The sequence below is a fragment of the Leifsonia sp. LS1 genome, from assembly GCF_020521355.1.
GTDB lineage: Bacteria > Actinomycetota > Actinomycetes > Actinomycetales > Microbacteriaceae > Leifsonia.
In genome coordinates this window covers 353,759-369,218 of record NZ_BPER01000001.1, presented here as the reverse complement: position 1 = coordinate 369,218, position 15,460 = coordinate 353,759, and the positions used below count along the sequence as shown (strand labels likewise).

Genomic DNA, 15,460 nt, shown 5'->3' with positions numbered 1-15,460 from the left:
GCTCAGGACGCCATTTCACGCAGATAGGCCGCGTAGCCGTCGGGCGCTCGCCCCTCCAGCCGCGCGGAGGTGACCACCGGGTGCCGCTCGCTCTCCGCGATGCGGTACCCGGCGGCGCGGAGCCGCGCCACGAGGTCGACGTCTTCGCCGACGGTGAGCGCGGGAACGCCGCCGACGGCGAGGTAGGCGTTCGCCCGCACGCCCAGGTTCGCGCCGTGCACATGGCCGAGAGTCGCGCCGGGCGGATGCGTCCGCAGCCACACTCCGCGCCGCGCCTGGTCGAGGTCGTCGAGGCGCGGCACGACCGCGCCGACGAAGGCATCGGCCTGGGCGGCCGCCGAGAGATGAGCGCGCAGCCAGGGCGCCGGGACGGCGGTGTCGGCATCCGTGAACGCGATCCAGGTGTGTTCGGGGTCGCCCCCGGCGAGCCGGAGCCCGGCCGTCGCGGCGGCGTCGCGGGCGCGGCCGACGTTGCCGTAGTCGCGCTCGATCGTCACGACCTCCGGGTACTGCCGGGCGATGGCCGCGGAACGATCGCTGCACGAATCGAGGATGAGCACGACGGTCGACGGCACGGCGGACGCCTCGCAGGCGTCCAGCACCGATTCCAGGCAGGAGTCGAGCGTCACCTCCTCGTCCCGTGCCGGGATCGCGACCACGATGTGCTCGATGGTCACGCGAAGACCTCCAGCCGGAAGTCGTTCTCGACGTGCTCGACGATCCGTTCCAGCCCGGAGCGCGTGGCGACGTGCTCGTGCGCCTGCCGCCCGGATTGGGCGAAGTCGTCGGCCCATCCCGTCCAGTGGCACAGGAGGAAGTGGCCCCCGGGGCGCAGAGAACGGACGATCCGCTGCACGGTCGCCTCCCACTGGTCCGCCGCAAGGTAGTAGGCGACTTCGGAGACGACCACCAGATCGAAGTCTCCGGAGGGCCACTCGTCGGGGACGCGCATCCGGTGGACACGGACGTTCGGCAGAGCCGCCGCCCGCTCGGCGGCCAGCGTCACGGCGGAGGCCGCAGCGTCGACGCCGACGAGCGCATCGCACCGCTCGGCCAGCGCGGCGGACAGTTCCCCGTTCGAGCATCCGATCTCGAAGGCCCTGCCGTACCGTTCGGACGGAAGAGCGGCCACGGTCATGGCGCGCTTCCGCCGCTCATACCAGCGGGTGCGCACCGACCACGGATCCGCACTGTCGCGGTGCAGTCGCTCGAAGTGCTCCCGCGCAGGATCGCGCTGCGGCTCGATCAGCACTTCGCGGCCCTCGGCGGCCCGCTCGACGAACTCCGCCGACAGAACGCCCGACGGGTTGTGCGGCGAGTGCAGCTGACTCGTGAAGGCGGCGAGCGCGGCCCTCTTCCGCCGCCGGGCCTCGGGTGTCGACGCGACCTGCGAGACACGTTCCCACGGGAGGTCGTCCGGCGTGCCCCACTGCCAGAGCCAGATGGGGTAGAAGCGCAGGGTGTGACCGCGCATCCCGCACACCGCCGCCGCCTCGCGGCCGAGCGTGCGATGATCCCCGTGGCGGTCGCCCGGCCAGGGGGCGAGCACGAGGCGGCGCGCACCCCCGTCGCCGGGGATCGCCGCCTCGAGGCCGTGCCGCAGGTCGTCCGACTCGTGCTTGAGACGGCCATCGCCTCGGCCGAGGGAGGCCGTGTCTGCGTCGAGGCCGAGGCGTTCGAGCGCGGTCGACAGTTCGTCGGCCCGGCCGGGGCTGTCGACGGTCGCCACCACCACGTCCACGGGCAGTCCCATCCCCGCGCAGAGCGCGAGCAGACCGCCGACGCCGAGCGTCTCGTCGTCGGGGTGGGCGGCGAGCACCGTGACCGCGTCGAAACCCGCCAGCCACGCGGCGTCGGCCACCGGCACATCAGCCCATCCCTCGGCGGCCTCCCATTCTGCGAGCGACGTCTCCGTGACGAGCGGATCGAACGTCACCATGCGAGATCGCCGTCGCCGAGATGGGCGGCCAGCGACGCGTCGTCCCGGCCCCGGTGGTACTGCGACACGTAGAGCTCGAGGTCGGCGCACCGGCGCGCGAGGCCCTCGTCGAAGGCGAGCGCAGCCGGGCCGAGCACCTCGCGGGCCGCCGCGAGCGCGACCACGACGGCGTCGGCGACGATCCCGCGGACCGAGTGCGCGAGGGCCGCCAGGTCGGGCGCATCGTCCGCACGACCGGCCGCTGCGGCATCGATGCGCGCCGCGGCGTCCCGCACGGCGAGGCGTCCCGCCTCCAGCGCCCGGTGCAGCTCTCCGAGTCGGGCGGCTCCGAGCGCATCCTGCGGCCGGGCCCGCACGCGCTCCCGCAGGGCCGACGCGATCGGGAGGCAGCCACCCCACCAGCAGGCAGCGACGCCGATCGCTCCCCAGCGGAAGCCCGGACGATCGAGATACCAGGCCGCGCCCCCGATCGGCGTCGCGGACGCCCGGTCGAACCGGAGCGGCCCGCTCACCACTTCGGGGAGGCCGCGAGCGACCCACGCCGCCGGCTCCGCCCGCACGGCGGGCGGGGTCAGTTCGACGGCGAACATCCGCGCCTCCCCGTCGAGGGTGGTGGCGGTGACAAGCCCGTGGGACAGCTCGCCGCCGAGCGAGCACCAAGCCTTGCGGCCGCTCAGCAGCCAGCGACCGCCGTCCTCGACCGCCTGCACGGCCGCGCCCGGCGCCTCCGCCGCGAACACCCCCCACGTCGTGCCCTTCGCCGCGGACAGGTCGTTCCTGCCCGCCTCCGCCATGATCGCGACGGCGTCGACGTGGGGTTCGAGCACGCGGGCGGCCGTGAGGTCCGCCTCCGCGATCCGCGCCAGACCCCGGAACCGCTCGTCCGTCGATCCGCCGCCCGGCAGAGGCAGGAGGGTCTGCGGCTCGATCGCGCGGAGAGCCGCGAGCAGGGGGGCGACCCGGCCGCCCCACGCGCGCGCGGCGGCGAGATAGCGGTCGAAGCCCGGGCTCGACGGCTCGGCCGGGAGGTCGGGCGTTCCGGACGGACGAGCGGGGGCGATGGACGTCATGGCACCCACCGTCGGGTGGCACCGGCACGCCGTCAACCCCCTTGAGGGCGCCGCCACGACGTGCGATCGGCACGGCGCGTATACAACGACGACTCGGGCCGCCGGTCAAGCCCTTGCCCATCGAGCACCCGAGGCATTCGATCACAGCACAGGAGCCGAAACGACAGAAGGGATGGACCGATGTCCGTGACCCTGAACCGGAAAGCGCTCGATCACGCGCGCGGCCTCGTCGAGAAGAGCCGATTCGTCCGCGACGCGCGGGACGACTGGAGCGAGCACGCCCCGAGCGCCAGCGACGAGAACGCGTACATCGACGCAACGGTTGGGACGACTACGCGCTGTGGCACCTCGGCGAGGATCCGGAAGCGGACCCGGAGACCAAGCAGCGCTACAGCTTCCCGTACGGCGACTTCCGCCGCGTACACCGGTGCGCGGTGATCTCGCTCGAAAGCCGCGCCGCCCAGAACGACCATGACGACATCACCCGGGCGAGCAAGAAGCTGCTCTCCCAGATCGACGAGGACTGACACATGCCAGAGAACCAGTACACCTTCGACAATCCCGTCGACCGCTATCCGCGCATCTCGCCGCCCGAGGAGCAGGTGCCGGAGCCGGGCCGTGACAGTGAGCTCGACCCGCCCGCGGACCACGGCGAGCGCAGCTACGTGGGCAGCGGGCGCCTGACCGGACGCAAGGCACTCGTGACCGGAGGGGACTCCGGGATCGGCGCAGCGGCGGCGATCGCGTTCGCCCGCGAGGGCGCCGACGTCGCCATCGTCTACCTCCCCGACGAAGAGGTGGACGCCCAGGCCATCGGCGAGCAGATCCGCGCGGCGGGACGCTCCGCGCTCCTCCTGCCCGGCGACCTCGCCCAGAAGGCTTTCGCCGCCGAGGCGGTCTCCCGCACGGTCGCGGAGTTCGGCGGCCTCGACATCCTGGTCAACAATGCGGGCAAGCAGGTCTTCTGCACCGATCTGGCCGAGCTGCCGGACGAGCAGTTCGACCTGACGATGAAGACCAACGTGTACGCGATGTTCTGGCTCACGAAGGCTGCGCTCCCGCATCTGACGCCGGGATCGACCATCATCAACACGACCTCGGTCCAGGCCTACCTGCCCGGCGAGCAGCTGGTCGACTACGCGACGACCAAGGCCGCCATCAACGCGTTCACCAAAGCCCTCGCGCAACAGCTCGCGCCGAAGGGGATCCGCGTGAACGCGGTCGCCCCCGGCCCGATCTGGACTCCGCTGCAGCCCAGCTCCGGTCAGCCGCCGGAGAAGCTGCCCGACTTCGGCGCGCAGACGCCGATCGGGCGTGCGGGCCAACCGGCCGAGCTCGCTCCCGCCTACGTCTTCCTCGCCTCCCCCGAGTCGAGTTACGTGATCGGCGAGACGCTCAGCGTGAACGGCGGGATGCCGACGCCCTGATCGCCGGCCACCGGTGCGACTGTCAGGGGCGCTCGCTTGTGCGCGCACGGTCTCGGGAGGATGGTGGGTGGCATGGAGCTGGTGCGGAACGAGTTCGCCACGACGGACATCGACGAAGTCCATCAGGTCTTCGCCACCGCCTTCGCGGATGGGCTGGTCACGGAGGCGAGGCACGGTGAGCCTTTCGCGTTCGCCCAGACCGTCGCGACGGACGGCGTCGTCACCGTCTCGACGCTGCGCTTCCAGGGTCACGTCCAGGCGGCCATGGACGGGTCGCGGGATGTGCTGTTCACCGACATCACATCGGGGTCGTACGCCTGGCGCAGCCGAGGCCGCCAGGGCGATCAGGACCGATCGCTGATCCTCCCGGCCCACCACGAGCTCGCGGTCGAGTTCGATTCGGTACGCTCCGTGACCCTCAGCATCGACGCCCCCACGGTCGCCCGCTGGCTCTCCCGCTACGGCGGGCTGCCGCCGTCGCCCGCGCTCCTGCACCAGGCCGCCGCCGGCTCCGACGCGGTCCGCGCCGCGCTGCGGTTCTACATCGACGTGGCGCCGACGGAGGCCTTCGAGTCGGAGCTCGTGCGGGCCGGCCTGCTCGACGTGCTGATGAGCATGACGGCGCACCACCTGCTGCCGGAGGTGACGACCGCGCAGCGTCGACAGGCGCCCGCCGCGCTGCAGCGAGCCGAGGAGTATCTCCGGGACCACGCCGCCGACCCGGTGTCGATCGCCGCCGCCGCCGAGGCCGCACGCCTTTCCGTGCGGGGCCTGCAGGAGCAGTTCCAGCGCTGGCTGAGCATCTCCCCGGCGCGCTACCTGCGCAACGTCCGGCTCGAGGGGGCACGGAAGGAGCTCTTCGCGGCCCGCGCCGACGGCCGCTCCCCTCTCGTGCGCGACGTCGCCGCGAAGTGGGGATTCACCCACGTCGGTCGCTTCGCGGGCTACTACGCCGACGCGTACGGCGAGTCGCCGAGCGCCACCCTGGGGCGCTGAGACCTCTCACCGCGGTGCGGCCCGACCGCATCCCGGCGAACGCCTGCCAGCCCTCTCCCAGGCGGATCATCGGCTACTGCCAGCCGGCGGACCCCTCCGAGTCCGTAGGTTTGATGACATGTCCCCGATGAAGAAGTCCTCGAAGGTCTGGATCTCCGTCGCCGCCGGCGTCGTCGTGCTGGGTGTCGCCGGCGCGATCGCCGCCCCCTACATCTACCGCGACCTCATCGCAGCGCCCGCGGACGCGGTGCCGACCGTCGCGCTCACGACCGATCCCGACGCGAAGACCACGATCGACACGTCCGACCTCAGCGGCGATTGGAAGGTCGGCGCGTCGTCGTTCGCAGGCTACCGGGTCAAGGAGGTGCTCAACGGGGTCGACGTGACCGTGACGGGACGCACCTCCGACGTCACCGGATCCTTCACGGTCGACCGGCTCACTCTCATGAAGGCCACGGTCACCGTCGCCGTCGCCACGATCGCGACCGACGAGCCGAACCGCGACGACTACTTCCGCTCCACCGCCCTGCAGACCGACAAATACCCGGAGGCGACCTTCGTGCTCTCGGAGCCGGTCTCCGTGAGCACGCCGGAGGCCGGAACCGCGCAGACGGTGAAGGCGACCGGCACGCTCACCCTCCACGGCGTCTCGAAGACCGTCACCGCCGACCTCCAGGTGGGACTGAACGGAGACGGCGGTCAGCTCAGCGGCAGCATCCCCATCACCTTCGCCGACTACGGCGTTCAGGCGCCGACCCTCGGGTTCGTGACGGTCGAGAAGACCGGTTCGGTGGAGTTCCTGCTCAACATCGAGAAGGCCGCGGGCTAGCGCGGGGCCTCGAGCCCCAGCAACGGGTAGAGGTACGGGAGGCCGCCGTCCAGGCCGCCGTTCAGCGCTCCCGCGCCGTGACCGCCCTTCGGGATGTCGACGAACGCCGTGTTGATGCCCGCGGCGCGCGCCAGTTGCGCGGCCCGCACGGCGACCCGGTGGTAGGCGGGGTCGTCGGCGCAGGCGGTGAAGATCGCCGTGGTGCCGGGGTGCGCGAAACTCCGGAGCCGGTTGAACGGCTTCGACCGGTCGTACGCGACCGCGTCGCCGCCGAACTCGTCGCGCAGGGTGGCGTCGGGGTGTTCCGCACCGGAGTATTCCTCGCCCGAGATGTCGAGCACGTTCGCGAAGAGGTCGGGGCGGTCGATCCCGAACGAGAGCGCGCAGAGCCCGCCGTTGGAGTAGCCGGCGACGGTCCAGAACCGGTGGTCGTGCGTGACGGTGAGATTCCTCTCCGCCCACGCCGACACATCCTGGGTGATGTAGGTCTCCACGTTCCCGAACCGCCGGGTGTCGCGGCAGAGCGTGTCGTGTGTCGGGTCTCCGAGCTGGTCGGGGACGATCACGATCGGGGCCAGCCCGTGATGGGTCGCGCTGAAGCGGTCCAGGGCCTCGGCGATGAACGTCGGGTCGGGCGACCCGGGCTGCCCCATCATCATGACGATCAGCGGCAGCACGGGCGGATGCTTCACGCGGGCGGCAGGCGGCAGGTAGAGACCGGCCTCCCGGGCTGCGAAGCCGCTGCGCGTCGGGGGGATGCGGACCGTGCCGACCTCGCCGTGGGCGGGCATGTCGCCTGGCGGGGTCCAGTGCTTCCAGAGCTCGGTGTCGTAGTGACGGTCGGCGCTGGTCGGCGGTGTCAGCGCGACCGGTTTCGGGACGGCGATCGCCAGCAACCCGCCGACCGTGCGGTCGAGGCCGTAGTTCGCGTTGATCCCGAGCGTCGCTGCAGCCGCGAACACCGGGATGCCCGCGATCGCGACGACCGTGCGCCAGCGTGGCCGACGCCCGATGCTCACGGCGCACAGTGCCACACCGCACGACGCCGCGGCGATCCAGAGGTAGTTGCCCATCCCGAGCGACTCGCCGAAGAGGTTCAGCCAGCGCACGCACACGAGCCACACGATCACGGCTGCGACCACGCCGGCGATCGCGGCCAGGGCGAGGCGCAGCATCCGGCGTGGGGTGGGCCGCTGCAGCAGCAGAGCGATCAGGATGGCCGCGGCCGCACCGTAGACCGCCATCGGCAGTGGGCCGCTCAGCACGTCGAGCGACAGCACCCCATCGAACACGCCACGGCCCCCATCTCACGGCCCCGGTCGAGACCCCGATTCATTCAAGCCGAGGGGTGCCCGGGCGCGGCTGGGACGCGGCGGCGCGATTCTGTGCATCCCCTCAGACGCGACGCCAGCGACGGGGCGCGAGGTTCACGACGTTGCGCCCATTCCGGCCGGAATGGGCGCAACGTCGTGAACTTCAGCGGTCACCGTGGCCTCCCGCGCGTCGGTGGGCGGTGGCACACTGGGCGGCGTGCTCCTCGATGCGCTCGTGACCACCGCCGACGCCGTCGCCGCCACGCGGTCACGGCTGGCGAAGGTGGATGCCCTGGCCGACCTCCTGAACCGTCTCGCCCCGGACGAGATCGCCCCGGCGGTCGGGATGCTGGTGGGCCGGCCGCGGCAAGGCCGGGTGGGGGTCGGCTGGCGCGGGCTGGGCACCGCGATGGGCGAGCCGGCCGCCACGGAGACGCTGACCGTCGGCGATCTCGATGCCCTGCTCGATCGGCTGCCCACACTGTCGGGCGCGGGCTCGGCCGCCGAGCGCACCGCCACGCTGCGCGACTTCACCGCGCGCGCGACCGCTGCCGAGCAGGACTTCATCGGCCGCGTCCTGCTGGGTGAGATGCGCACCGGCGCGCTGGAGGGCGTGCTGCTGGATGCGATCTCCCGTGCCTCCGGCCGGCCGGCCGCGAGCGTGCGGCGCGCGGCGATGCTGTCGGGCGACCTCGGAGAGACGGCTCTGCTGGCCCTGACGGGCACCCCCGACGAGCTCGACACGGTGGGCCTGGTCGTGGGGCGACCGGTGCTCCCGATGCTCGCGGCGACGGCCTCCACCGCCACCGCCGCCCTCGAGACCACGGGCGAGGCATCGGTCGAGTTCAAGCTCGACGGCGCACGCATCCAGGTGCATCGCGCGGGCGAGGAGGTGCGTGTCTTCACCCGCACGCTCGCCGACATCACGCATCGCGTCCCGGAGGTCGTGGAGGTGGTGCGCCGGATGCCCGCCCGCGACCTGATCCTCGACGGCGAGACGCTCGCTCTCGACGAGGACGGCGGGCCGCGCCCGTTCCAGGAGACGATGTCGCGTTTCGGCTCCGAGTCCGCGAGCGAGACGGTGCTGCACCCCTGGTTCTTCGACATCCTGCACGTCGACGGGCGGGATCTGCTCGACGAACCGCTCGCACTGCGCCGCGAGGAACTGGAGCGCGTGGCCGGCGAGCACCGCATCCCGGGCCGGGTGACCGACGATCCCGCGGTCGCCGAGCAGGTCGCCCGGGAGGCGCTCGCGGCAGGCCAGGAGGGTGTCGTCGTCAAGGCGCTCGGCTCGCCTTACGCGGCCGGGCGGCGCGGCTCCAGCTGGGTGAAGGTCAAGCCGGTGCACACCTACGACCTCGTCGTGCTCGCGTGCGAGTGGGGGTCGGGCAGACGGCAGGGTCTCCTGTCGAACCTCCACCTGGGTGCGCGCGACCCCGACGGCGAGTTCGTCGAGCCGGGCGGCTTCGTCATGGTCGGCAAGACCTTCAAAGGGCTCACCGACGAACTGCTGCGCATGCAGACGGAGCTTTTCCAGCAGATCGAGATCCGGCGCACTCCCGGCACCGTGTGGGTGGCGCCGACGACGGTGGTCGAGATCGCGATCGACGGCGTGCAGCGCTCGAGCCGGTATCCGGGAGGCATCGCGCTGCGCTTCGCCCGCGTCAAGCGCTACCGCGACGACAAGACGGCCGCCGAGGCCGACACGATCGCGAGCCTCCGCGGGCTGCTCCGCGGTGCCCCGGAGTAGGCTCGCGGACATGACGAACAAGACCCCGCGTGAAGAAGAGATCCAGAAGGTCGAAGAGGCCAAGGTCGCCGAGAAGGAGCGCCTGGAGCGCGAAGAGGAGGAGCGCCTGCGCTGATGCGCGGCACCCTCCCGCCCGAGCCTCTCTGACGTGCCGGTGACGCATCGGTGACGACGGTCATAGACACGCGGGCGTGCGGGGCGATAGCGTCCGAAGCATCCACGGAAAGGATGCTCGCGATGTCCACTTCTCAGCCTTCGGGTTTCGCCGCCTTCTCGCTCAACGGCAAGGACATGACCGGTTCGGTCATCAACAGCGTGCGCGTCGCGCTCGGGATCAGCGGCACGGTGGCGCTGATCATCGGCATCATCATCGTGTTCTGGCCCAAGACCGCCGCGGTCGGCCTGACCGTGCTGATCGCCATCTCGCTGCTCGTGTCCGGTCTCGCCTACCTCAGCATCGGCATCTTCGCCAGCGGGCTGAGCGGAGGCTCGCGCGCGCTCGACATCGTCTTCGGCGTGCTGCTCGTGATCGCCGCGATCGTGGCCTTCGCCAACCTCGGCGCCACGACGGCGTTCCTGGCCGTGTTCCTCGGCATCCTCGTCGGCATCGCCTGGATCGTGGAGGGCGCGGTCACCCTCGCGCAGCTCGGCGACAGCCCGTCACGCGGCTGGGCGGTCTTCTTCGGCATCCTCAGCATCGTCGCGGGCATCGTGCTGCTCTTCACCCCGCTGTGGGGCATCGTGGTGCTGTTCGTGCTGACCGGCATCAGCCTGATCGTGCTCGGGGTCATCCAGATCGTCCGCGCCATCACCTTCGGGCGCGGCGTCGCCACCCCGTCCTCGCCGGCGGCCTAGACCCGCACGCACGCCCGCCCGCGGCCGCCCGTCGGGCGACCGGACCTGCGAAGAGGCGCTCGCCCTAGGCGGCGACCGCCTCTTCGTACGTGTGGGTGCGCCCGATGGGACACCAGCAGCCCACCCGGATCGGGTCGTGCGTCGTCGTACTCGTGTAGACCTCCGCGTGGAAGTCGAGCGCACTGCCCACCTCGACGTCGTCGGTCACGTTCGGTGCCTTGATGTTCGTCATGGATCGTCCTCTCACCAGCAGAGGGGACGCATCCCCTCAGAGGGAGAGACGCGGGTCCGGGGCATCCATGACGCGGAATCGGGAACTCGGTCTCGCCGCCTGCGTATCGAGGAGCGGGCGGAGACGTCATCGCGCCCTCGGTTCCGGAGAAGTACCCCCGGGGGATGCCGACTGCTCCGTGTCGGGTTGAGACGTCATCGCTGGTCGGATTTCGTTTCCACATCGCGGCGGCATCCCCGGGCTGAGAGCAACGTTATTGCCCGCGAAGGGGTGTCCTCAATCTGGAGGACAGAAACCGTCAGCAATTGACGGTGGACATCACTGTCTACTGACGATTCGGGCGCGGCCGGAGGTGACGAGCGGCACCGCGACCTCGGCCGCTCAGTCGCGTGCCGTGACGATGTCGTCGTGCTCGACCGGCCGGTGCAGCAGCCGCGCCTCCGACGCGAACCCGTGACGTTCGTAGACGCCGACCGCCCGCGGGCTCGAGTGCACCGTGACGCGCTCGACGCCGAGGCTGCGCGCGTGCGCGACGACCGCGTCGATGAGCCGGCCGCCGACGCCGTCGTTGCGGAGCCCGGGGACGACGTACGCGCATTGCAGGTCGGCCGACGCACGGTGGAAAGAGCGGGCGCTCGGAACGCGCAGGGTGCGGGCCAGCCACGCCATCCCGACCACGACGCCGTCCGCGTCCACAGCGACGATGCACTCGTGCGTCGCCCCGTTCGAGGCGGCCCATTCGGCGAAACGTGCAGCGAAGACCGCGCGGTCGTCGTCGGGCACTCCGCCGAACTCGAGCAGCGAGTCCCAGCGCAGGCCTCCGACCGCCGCCCACTCGTCGGGCCGGGCGGAGCGCACGTCGATGTGTGTCATCCCGTCACTGTACGACGGGCTCGGTCTGCCGGCGGAGCAGCAGGAGGGTGCGGATGGTCCAGCCGGCCTGCGACGGACTCCACCACTGGCACTGCGTGGCGTCGCATCCGGTCGGGTAGCGCCATGCCGGAGCGTATCGGGCGGCGATGTCGTCGAGCATCGCGCGGGCTCCGTCGGCGTGACCGAGCGCGACCGCCGCGTACGCCATCGGCGTCGCTGCCTCCCCCCGGTTCAGCAGATTCTGCGTCCAGCCCGGCCACCGTGTGGTCAGGTGCGCCCAGCTGGCGATGACGCGGGGGTCGTGGGCGTCGACGACACCGTGGATCAGTGGGAAGTACTGCGCCATCCCGGCGGGGTAGAACGCTCCGCCGAGGTTCGCAGCACTGCGGTCGTAGACGTTCCAGGTCTGCGCGGCCGGGTTCCAGAGCGTGCCGAGGATGGCCGCGCGGGAGGCCCCGGCGGCAGCGCGGAGCCGGGCCGCGTCGGTCTCGAGGCCCAGCCCGGTGAAGAGGGCGGCGCCGTCGGCGAGACCCTCGTAGACCTCGGCGTTGTCCATCGTGTACCCGATGTTGTAGCGGACCGTCGCCTGGGTCAGCCCCGACGTCTTCCGCACCCCCGTCGGCACCGGGCTGACGAGCAGCGCAGCGATGCCCCGATAGTCGGCAGCCCGGGAGGCGATATCGGCGCGAACGTGCGGGTCTCCGGATCGCCACAGCGCCGCCGCGACCGAGAGCGTGGTGGCGGCGTAGCTGTCGACCGAGTCGTACCCCTGCGTCGCCACCTCCTCACCGCTCCGGATCGCGTAGTCGTACGACGTGAACGAAGCCCCCTGCGCATCGGGCGCCCGGTTGAGCCGCTCCATCACCCAGTCGTGCCACCGTTCGGCCGCTGCGAGACTGCGCGACGAGCCTTCGGCGACGAGCCCCAGCGCCGCCGAGTTGCCGAAGTAGACGTTGACGCCTCCGCTCCCGTGCAGTATCGCCCCGCTCGCCCGCTGCTGCGACAGGATCATCTCGACCTGCCGCTGGATACGCGCGTCGATGGCCGTGAGGCTCCAAGCGGTGGAGGGAGAGAGCGGCGGCACCTGGGTCGCCCCCGTGCTGGCGGAGGCGGTGGCCGCTCCCGTGGTCGCCATGGCTACGACGGCGGCGAAAGCGATCGCCGCCGCGAGACGCCGGTTGATCCGATGTGCAAGGTGCTCCATGAGCCGACGGTAGGGCAGCCGGTCCGGGAACCGAAGGGGCTATCGCAAGAAATAACGCGCCGGTGTCGTAGCAGCCGCCGTATCCCTTTGCGGCTGGGTGGATGGGCGTATCGTGCGTGCCATGGCAGATGCCGAGAGGTCTCTCACGATGCTGCTGCCCGGCTTCGGACTGGTCGAGTGCGTCACGACGACCACCGAGGCCAAGGACGGCAGCGTCCGTGACATCCGGGTGGAGTCGGCCGTCGACAAGGACGGACGCCGCGTCGATTACCGCACGTGGGCGCGGATCGAGCAGCTGCTCCGCGGACGCTAGCCCGCTACGCGCGGCCGCGATTACGGCGGCGGACCTCGCGCGGGGCGCGGCCCCCGAGGAACGACGAGCCCGGAGCGACGAGGAAGCCCTGCCGCAGCGCCTCCCTGCCCACGAGCATCCGGAACCCCATCTGATCGCGATTGCTGAGGGTGGTCTCCGCGTGGATGGTGCGCCCGGCGAGTACGAGCTCCAGCAGCACCACGATCCGCTCCTCCGTGTGCCCGGACGAGCTGCGGACCACCCGCCGGTCATGGATGGCGCATTCGACCTCGATCTCGTCGGCGTCGGAGTCCTGCCACGGATGGACCGTGAACCGTACACGGCCCTCCGGCAGCTCCTGGACGTCGTACGCGTGCAGCGCCGAACTGCGAGCCCCCGTGTCGATCTTGACCTTGATCCACGGAACGTCGATACTCGGCAAGCCGACCCACTCGCGCCAGCCGACCACCACGGGGTGTGAATGGAGGTCGTCAGCCATATCCCCCATCTTGGCAGGAGCACCGGTGAAACTCGCCATCCTCTCGCGCGCCCCTCACGCGTACTCGACGCAACGGCTCCGCGCGGCGGCACTCCAGCGCGGCCACCGGGTCAAGGTGCTGAACACCCTGCGCTTCGCGATCGACCTCTCCGGCGACGAGCCCGACCTGCAGTACCGCGGAAAGCTCCTCTCGGACTACGACGCCATCCTGCCGCGCATCGGCAACTCGATCACGTACTTCGGCACGGCCGTCGTGCGCCAGTTCGAGCAGATGGACGTCTACACGCCCAACACCGCCAACGGCATCACCAACTCCCGCGACAAGCTGCGGGCCAGCCAGATCCTCTCCCGGCACAACATCTCCATGCCGGCGACCACATTCGTCAACAACCGCAATGACGTGCGCCGCGCGATCGAGCAGGTCGGGGGCGCTCCGGTCGTCATCAAACTGCTCGAAGGCACCCAGGGGATCGGCGTCATCCTCGCGCCCGAGGTGAAGATCGCCGAGTCGATCATCGAGACCCTGCACTCGACGAAGCAGAACGTGCTCATCCAGAGCTTCATCCGCGAGAGCCGGGGACGCGACATCCGGGCGCTCGTCGTCGGCGACCGGGTCGTCGCGGCCATGCGCCGCATCGCGAACGGCGACGAGTTCCGCTCCAACGTGCATCGCGGCGGCACCGTCGAGAAAGTGGAGCTGACGCCGGAGTACGAGCAGGCGGCCGTCCGCTCGGCGCAGATCATGGGCCTCCGCGTCGCCGGCGTCGACATGCTCGAAGGCAACGACGGTCCGCTCGTCATGGAGGTCAACTCCTCACCCGGCCTCGAGGGCATCGAACGCGCCACCGGCCTCGACGTCGCCGGCGCGATCATCGACTTCATCGACAACCAGGTCGCGTTCCCCGAGATCGATGTACGCCAGCGCCTCACCGTGTCCACCGGCTACGGTGTCGCCGAGTTGCTCGTGCACACCAACGCGGACCTGGTCGGCAAGACCATCAAGGAGTCCGGCCTGTGGGACCGCGACATCACAGTGCTGACCCTGCACCGCGGCAGCTCGGTCATCCCGAACCCGCGGAGCGGCGTGCTCCTGGAGCCGGGCGACCGCCTCCTCTGCTTCGGCAAGCTCGAGGAGATGCGCTCGATGATCCCCGACCGACGCAAGCGCCGGGCCAAGGTCCGCAAGCTCCCCAAGGAGCACCTCCCCGAGCCCGAGACCCCCTGACCCGCACCCGCCGCACCCGCCGTACCCGCCGCACCCGCCACCGGGTCCGCAGAAAGTGGGGGCGAAGCGGTCGAGTCCGCAGAGAGTCCGTGTGCTCGGCGGTCGGTGCGGCTGCGCGGCGTGGCACCGGAGGGTGATCCGGCGGCTCGCGCTACCGCCGGGCGTTCTCCAGGTCGAGGGCGGAGTAGACGGTGCCGCCGCAGTCGGTACAGGCTCCTCCGGCCGTGAGCCGCAAGGCTCCGTCCACGGTGCGTCCGACGACCACGATGCGTCCCCCGCAGCGCGGGCACGGCACGACGACCGGCATGTTCGCGGGCGCGCCGCCGGACGGGAAGGCAGGGGGCATGCAGACACTGTCGACCACCGCCGGGGATATCGCAAGGGATTTCACCGGATTCCCGCATTCTCGTGCCCCGCTCGGGTGTCTCGGGCAGGCTCGATTCACCGGGCTGACGCCGCGGCGAACCGCCCGCCGAGGCGGCGGATTCTGCGCCGTCTCGGCACGATTCGTGCGAGTTTGCGCCGTCTCGGCGCCGTGAGGTCAGGCGAGGAGGCGCTGCCAGTCCGCAGGAAGGCGATCGGCGGGGCCCGGGGCGGACTGGTCGAGCGGATGGCTGTGCGGCGCGGCGAGTTCGGGACCGGAGGCGAAGCGCTGGGTCGCGTAGTCCCAGAACCAGTCCTCGCCGGGCTCGAAGCTCTGGATGATGCGGTGCCCGGTCTGCTGCGCGTGCGCGGTCGCGTGCTTGCCGAGCGACTGATCGCAGCACCCGATGTGGCCGCACTCCGCGCAGCGGCGCAGGTGGAACCACCACGAGCCGTCCCTCGTGCACTCGACGCAGCCGGGGCCGGACGGCGGTACGGAGGGGTCGACTCCGGGGATGCGGGCGTCGTGCGCAGGATGGTCGTCGGTCATGAATTCCTCCTCGGGGGGACTCGCTCGGTGGTTGTCGCTCGGT

General features: G+C 71.2%; 17 protein-coding genes and 1 pseudogene. 8 read left to right on the top strand and 10 right to left on the bottom strand.

All coding sequences use genetic code 11. From position 1 onward, the window contains the following. Nucleotides 1-2 precede the first annotated feature (2 nt). Genes LLS1_RS01870 through LLS1_RS01860 form a run of 3 tightly spaced genes read right to left on the bottom strand, consistent with a single transcriptional unit; the run spans nt 3 to nt 3,009 of the window. Nucleotides 3-677, bottom strand: a complete 675-nt coding sequence (locus tag LLS1_RS01870; RefSeq protein WP_226653343.1) for a glycosyltransferase family 2 protein — start codon at nt 675-677, stop codon at nt 3-5. Next, entirely contained in the window at nt 674-1,939 is a 1,266-nt protein-coding gene (locus LLS1_RS01865; protein ID WP_226653342.1) for a bifunctional PIG-L family deacetylase/class I SAM-dependent methyltransferase, read from the bottom strand. The genes LLS1_RS01870 and LLS1_RS01865 overlap by 4 nt, the downstream gene beginning before the upstream one ends. Next, a complete protein-coding gene (locus tag LLS1_RS01860) occupies nt 1,933-3,009 on the bottom strand; it encodes a hypothetical protein (protein ID WP_226653341.1) in 1,077 nt (358 codons plus the stop codon). Before LLS1_RS01860 ends, LLS1_RS01865 begins: the two co-directional genes overlap by 7 nt. 180 nt (nt 3,010-3,189) lie before the next feature. On the opposite strand from LLS1_RS01860, the pseudogene LLS1_RS01855 reads away from it, so the two are divergent. The 4 genes and pseudogenes from LLS1_RS01855 (at nt 3,190) to LLS1_RS01840 (ending at nt 6,261) form a co-directional block, all read left to right on the top strand. After that, nucleotides 3,190-3,536, top strand: a pseudogene (locus tag LLS1_RS01855) (hypothetical protein). 3 nt (nt 3,537-3,539) lie between these two features. After that, nucleotides 3,540-4,436: an SDR family oxidoreductase gene (locus tag LLS1_RS01850; RefSeq protein ID WP_226653340.1), complete on the top strand. Its 897-nt coding sequence runs from the start codon at nt 3,540-3,542 to the stop codon at nt 4,434-4,436. A 72-nt stretch (nt 4,437-4,508) separates the two neighbouring features. Next, the gene (locus LLS1_RS01845) at nt 4,509-5,432 is read left to right on the top strand and encodes a helix-turn-helix domain-containing protein (protein WP_226653339.1); all 924 of its coding nucleotides are present in this window, start codon (nt 4,509-4,511) and stop codon (nt 5,430-5,432) included. 127 nt (nt 5,433-5,559) lie between these two features. Next, nucleotides 5,560-6,261 (top strand): YceI family protein, encoded by a 702-nt coding sequence (locus LLS1_RS01840; RefSeq protein ID WP_226653338.1) that lies wholly within the window; start codon nt 5,560-5,562, stop codon nt 6,259-6,261. On the opposite strand, the gene LLS1_RS01835 is transcribed toward LLS1_RS01840, so the two are convergent. Continuing rightward, complete coding sequence (locus LLS1_RS01835; protein WP_226653337.1) at nt 6,258-7,553, bottom strand: esterase family protein; 1,296 nt, start codon at nt 7,551-7,553, stop codon at nt 6,258-6,260. The genes LLS1_RS01840 and LLS1_RS01835 overlap by 4 nt on opposite strands. 238 nt (nt 7,554-7,791) lie before the next feature. Between LLS1_RS01835 and LLS1_RS01830 the strand changes: the two genes are divergently transcribed. Then, nucleotides 7,792-9,324 (top strand): ATP-dependent DNA ligase, encoded by a 1,533-nt coding sequence (locus tag LLS1_RS01830; RefSeq protein WP_226653594.1) that lies wholly within the window; start codon nt 7,792-7,794, stop codon nt 9,322-9,324. A gap of 237 nt (nt 9,325-9,561) precedes the next feature. Next, complete coding sequence (locus LLS1_RS01825) at nt 9,562-10,179, top strand: HdeD family acid-resistance protein (protein ID WP_226653336.1); 618 nt, start codon at nt 9,562-9,564, stop codon at nt 10,177-10,179. Nucleotides 10,180-10,243: 64 nt separating this feature from the next. On the opposite strand, the gene LLS1_RS01820 is transcribed toward LLS1_RS01825, so the two are convergent. The 3 genes from LLS1_RS01820 to LLS1_RS01810 form a co-directional block, all read right to left on the bottom strand. Beyond that, a complete protein-coding gene (locus LLS1_RS01820; protein WP_223358460.1) occupies nt 10,244-10,411 on the bottom strand; it encodes a hypothetical protein in 168 nt (55 codons plus the stop codon). A 381-nt stretch (nt 10,412-10,792) separates the two neighbouring features. Continuing rightward, complete coding sequence (locus LLS1_RS01815) at nt 10,793-11,284, bottom strand: GNAT family N-acetyltransferase (RefSeq protein ID WP_226653335.1); 492 nt, start codon at nt 11,282-11,284, stop codon at nt 10,793-10,795. Between the two features lie 4 nt (nt 11,285-11,288). Next, nucleotides 11,289-12,488 (bottom strand): hypothetical protein, encoded by a 1,200-nt coding sequence (locus tag LLS1_RS01810; RefSeq protein ID WP_226653334.1) that lies wholly within the window; start codon nt 12,486-12,488, stop codon nt 11,289-11,291. Nucleotides 12,489-12,609: 121 nt separating this feature from the next. On the opposite strand from LLS1_RS01810, the gene LLS1_RS01805 reads away from it, so the two are divergent. Beyond that, nucleotides 12,610-12,801 carry a hypothetical protein gene (locus LLS1_RS01805; protein ID WP_223358463.1) on the top strand — a complete coding sequence of 64 codons (192 nt, stop codon included), beginning with the start codon at nt 12,610-12,612 and terminating at the stop codon, nt 12,799-12,801. 4 nt (nt 12,802-12,805) lie between these two features. Here the strand turns inward: LLS1_RS01805 and LLS1_RS01800 are convergent, their stop codons facing one another. Next, nucleotides 12,806-13,279, bottom strand: a complete 474-nt coding sequence (locus LLS1_RS01800; protein ID WP_226653333.1) for a RimK/LysX family protein — start codon at nt 13,277-13,279, stop codon at nt 12,806-12,808. A 25-nt stretch (nt 13,280-13,304) separates the two neighbouring features. Between LLS1_RS01800 and rimK the strand changes: the two genes are divergently transcribed. Then, on the top strand, nt 13,305-14,504 hold the full coding sequence (gene rimK / locus LLS1_RS01795) for a 30S ribosomal protein S6--L-glutamate ligase (protein ID WP_226653332.1): 1,200 nt from the start codon (nt 13,305-13,307) through the stop codon (nt 14,502-14,504). Between the two features lie 151 nt (nt 14,505-14,655). On the opposite strand, the gene LLS1_RS01790 is transcribed toward rimK, so the two are convergent. Continuing rightward, complete coding sequence (locus LLS1_RS01790; protein ID WP_226653331.1) at nt 14,656-14,850, bottom strand: hypothetical protein; 195 nt, start codon at nt 14,848-14,850, stop codon at nt 14,656-14,658. A 195-nt stretch (nt 14,851-15,045) separates the two neighbouring features. Next, nucleotides 15,046-15,417, bottom strand: coding sequence for a UBP-type zinc finger domain-containing protein (locus LLS1_RS01785; protein ID WP_226653330.1), 372 nt, complete (start codon nt 15,415-15,417; stop codon nt 15,046-15,048). Nucleotides 15,418-15,460 lie beyond the last annotated feature (43 nt).